The sequence below is a fragment of the Streptomyces sp. NPDC002838 genome, from assembly GCF_040295365.1.
Taxonomy (GTDB): Bacteria; Actinomycetota; Actinomycetes; order Streptomycetales; family Streptomycetaceae; genus Streptomyces.
Genome location: NZ_JBEOVF010000133.1, coordinates 1 through 2,825, shown reverse-complemented (window position 1 = coordinate 2,825; position 2,825 = coordinate 1). Strand labels below are relative to the sequence as shown.

Genomic DNA, 2,825 nt, shown 5'->3' with positions numbered 1-2,825 from the left:
GTCGACCCCGGCGATGACGCCGGGGAGGACCCGCCGTCCGCCAACGCACTCAGCCCCGCAACACCCTGCGCTCGCGATCGGACAACTCCAACAACGGCTTCGGACCCGGCATCCCCCAACGCCCTACAACCGCCAACGAACTAACGACTCAGGACACTAGTACTCCAGCCGTAGATCGTGATCTCGATGGTGAGGGGCGCCGAGGAGACAGGTGGTCAGTGTCGATCATCTGGACGAGATCGACCACGCCACCGAGGGTGTCCGTTCCTTCTCCGCCTACCCGACTACTCAAGTCCACCGAGACGGAGGGCGTCCCTTATTTCGCTGAGCTTCGCGGTCGTCGCCGGGATCCGCTCCTTCGCCTGTCCAGCGAGTCGGAGGGCATCCTCAATCTCGTTGAGTTTCGCGTAGGGCAGGGCGCCCGCCCGCTCGATCAGGTCGTCCCGGGACACGGTGGTCAGCCACGTGCAAGGGGTAAAGCCCGGACACGGGAACGCGAACCGCAGCACGCCTTCAAAGGGCAGTCCTTCCATGGCGCCTACTGCCACTTCGACGCCCAGACCGCTGATGTCGACGCCCGCCGGAGCCACGACCTGCATCACCCGGATCCCGGACGCGTCGCCTTCCGACAGCAGTACGACCGGCCGCCGCTCGTCGAACTCGACCCACCAGACTTCGCCACGTTGCACATGTCCTCCTGACACAGGACCGCATGCGGACGCTGCGCGACCCTGACGCGCTGTGGAGACGGGTGCGGCCACGTTGATCATCGGTGTGTGAAGACAAACGATCACGCGGTGGCCGCAGGTCACAGCGTAGACCCTGCCCGCTGGCAGGAGGCGTTCGATGGCCTGATGAGCCGGATAGCCGGGCGGTTCGCGCGGGTCGAATCCCGCCTCCGGGCCAAGCGCTTGGTGCTGGGCCTGCTGTCGGATCTGCCGCGCAAGAACTGCTGGACGATCGCAGAGTGGGCCGGGGAGGCCACCCCGCACGGCATGCAGCATCTGCTGTGCAGGGCCGCCTGGGATGCCGAGGCCGTCCGCGACGACGTGCGCGAATACGTCGTCGAGCACCTCCACGACGAGGCCGCAGTGCTGGTCGTCGACGAGACCGGCGACGTGAAGAAGGGCACACGCACCGTCGGGGTCCAGCGCCAATACACCGGCACCGCCGGGCGGATCGAGAACTCTCAGGTCGCCGTCTACCTCGTCTACGCCGGCGAGCGCGGGCACGCGGCGGTGGACCGAGAGCTGTACATCCCGCGCTCCTGGACCTGCGATCCGGACCGCTGCCGGGCCGCGGGGCTCGGCGAGGACACCGTCTTCGCGACCAAGCCGGAACTGGCCCGGGTGATGATCGAACGGTTCCTGGACACTGGACACCGCGTCGGCTGGGTCACGGGTGACGAGGTCTACGGCGGCAACCCGAAACTGCGATCCGCGCTGGAAAAACGCGGCATCGGCTACGTCCTCGCAGTGGCCTGCTCAGCCCAAATGACCACCGGCGCCGGCACGTTCCGCGCCGATGCGCTGGTGAAGAAGGTGCCGAAGCGGGCCTGGCAGAAGCTCTCGGCCGGACGCGGCGCGAAGGGACAGCGGTTCTACGACTGGGCCGTCATCGACCTCGCCGAGGCGGCACCGGGCCACCACCAGTTGCTGATCCGCCGCAACCGCACCACCGGTGAACTCGCCTATTACCGCTGTCACTCCACCACGTCGGCATCCCTCGCCACCCTGGTCAAGGTCGCAGGTTCCAGATGGCGGGTGGAGGAAACCTTCCAAAGTGAGAAGGGGCTGGCCGGACTGGATGAGCACCAGGTCCGCCGCTACGCGTCCTGGGCCCGCTGGGTCACCCTCGCGATGCTGGCCCATGCCTTCCTCGCCGTCGTCCGCGCCGACGAACACGCACACCGCCCCACGCCGGCCAACCTGATCCCGCTAACCTGTAACGAGACCCAGCGCCTGTTCATCAGTGTTGTTGTCCGGCCCGCTCACGGCCCGGCCCACCGGCTCAGCTGGTCCGCCTGGCGACGCAGCCACCAGGCGCGATCACGAGCCAGCCACTACCGGAGACAAGCGTGACGGAGCACTTCAGCTGGCCACCCTGAGCACCGAAGTCGGTCGCCCCGAGCCAAAAGCTGAGGGGTTCATCGGTCGCTGGGAGTAGGTCCTGCGCCTCAGGCGCGCTTCGCGCCTGCTGGCTAGGGTCGGTCCTCATGGAGACCACGGGAATCGTTCGCCGCCAGACGGCGGAGCGTATGCGCGACGCTCTGGAGCGGCTCGTTACCGAGCGGGATGTATGGGTGTCGACGGCTCACCCTGATCACGGGCCGCACCAGGTGCCGCTGTGGTTCTTGTGGGATGGACGAGCAGTGTGGATGTGCACCAGCGCCACTTCCGTGACTGCGCGGAACGTCCGCAAAGAGCCGCGCGTGCGCCTGGCGCTACCGGACACCTTCGACGTGGTGCTCCTCCAGGGGGAGGCGGAGTGCTTCCCAGACCAGGAGGTGCCCGGAGCCGCAGCGGAGGCCTTCGCCGACAAGTTCGGGTGGGATCCACGCGTGGAAAAGGGTTCCTTTCTGTATGTACGCGTGGCCCCGAGGACTGTGCGCGCTTGGCGCGGCGAGCCGGAACTACGCGGGAGAGTCATCATGCGCGAAGGAATGTGGCTGGAATAACGGCCGTCCCTCGCCGACGCGCCTCTCTCGGATCACGATCTACAGCTGGAGTACTAGCCTCGATCTTTCGCGAGGGTCCGCCGACGGAGTCGGTGGACCCTTTCGCTTTCCGGAGCTGATGGTGGGCAGGCCGACGGCCCGGTTGTCG

Annotated in this window: 3 protein-coding genes; 2 read left to right on the top strand and 1 reads right to left on the bottom strand. The window is 67.2% G+C overall.

Going from position 1 to position 2,825, the window contains the following annotated elements:
* Nucleotides 1-284: 284 nt before the first annotated feature.
* Entirely contained in the window at nucleotides 285-689 is a 405-nt protein-coding gene (locus ABT063_RS51815) for a type II toxin-antitoxin system PemK/MazF family toxin (protein WP_351069323.1), read from the bottom strand.
* Between the two features lie 165 nt (nucleotides 690-854).
* On the opposite strand from ABT063_RS51815, the gene ABT063_RS51810 reads away from it, so the two are divergent.
* Both ABT063_RS51810 and ABT063_RS51805 read left to right on the top strand, forming a co-directional pair.
* Nucleotides 855-2,081: an IS701 family transposase gene (locus tag ABT063_RS51810; protein WP_351069320.1), complete on the top strand. Its 1,227-nt coding sequence runs from the start codon at nucleotides 855-857 to the stop codon at nucleotides 2,079-2,081.
* A 134-nt stretch (nucleotides 2,082-2,215) separates the two neighbouring features.
* Nucleotides 2,216-2,677 (top strand): pyridoxamine 5'-phosphate oxidase family protein, encoded by a 462-nt coding sequence (locus tag ABT063_RS51805; protein WP_351069319.1) that lies wholly within the window; start codon nucleotides 2,216-2,218, stop codon nucleotides 2,675-2,677.
* The last annotated feature ends 148 nt before the right edge of the window (nucleotides 2,678-2,825 follow it).

Coding starts and splice junctions, on each gene's coding strand:
- ABT063_RS51810 (WP_351069320.1), top strand. CDS start 855: ATGAGCCGGATAGCCGGGCGGTTCGCGCGGGTCGAATCCCGCCTCCGG.
- ABT063_RS51805 (WP_351069319.1), top strand. CDS start 2,216: ATGGAGACCACGGGAATCGTTCGCCGCCAGACGGCGGAGCGTATGCGC.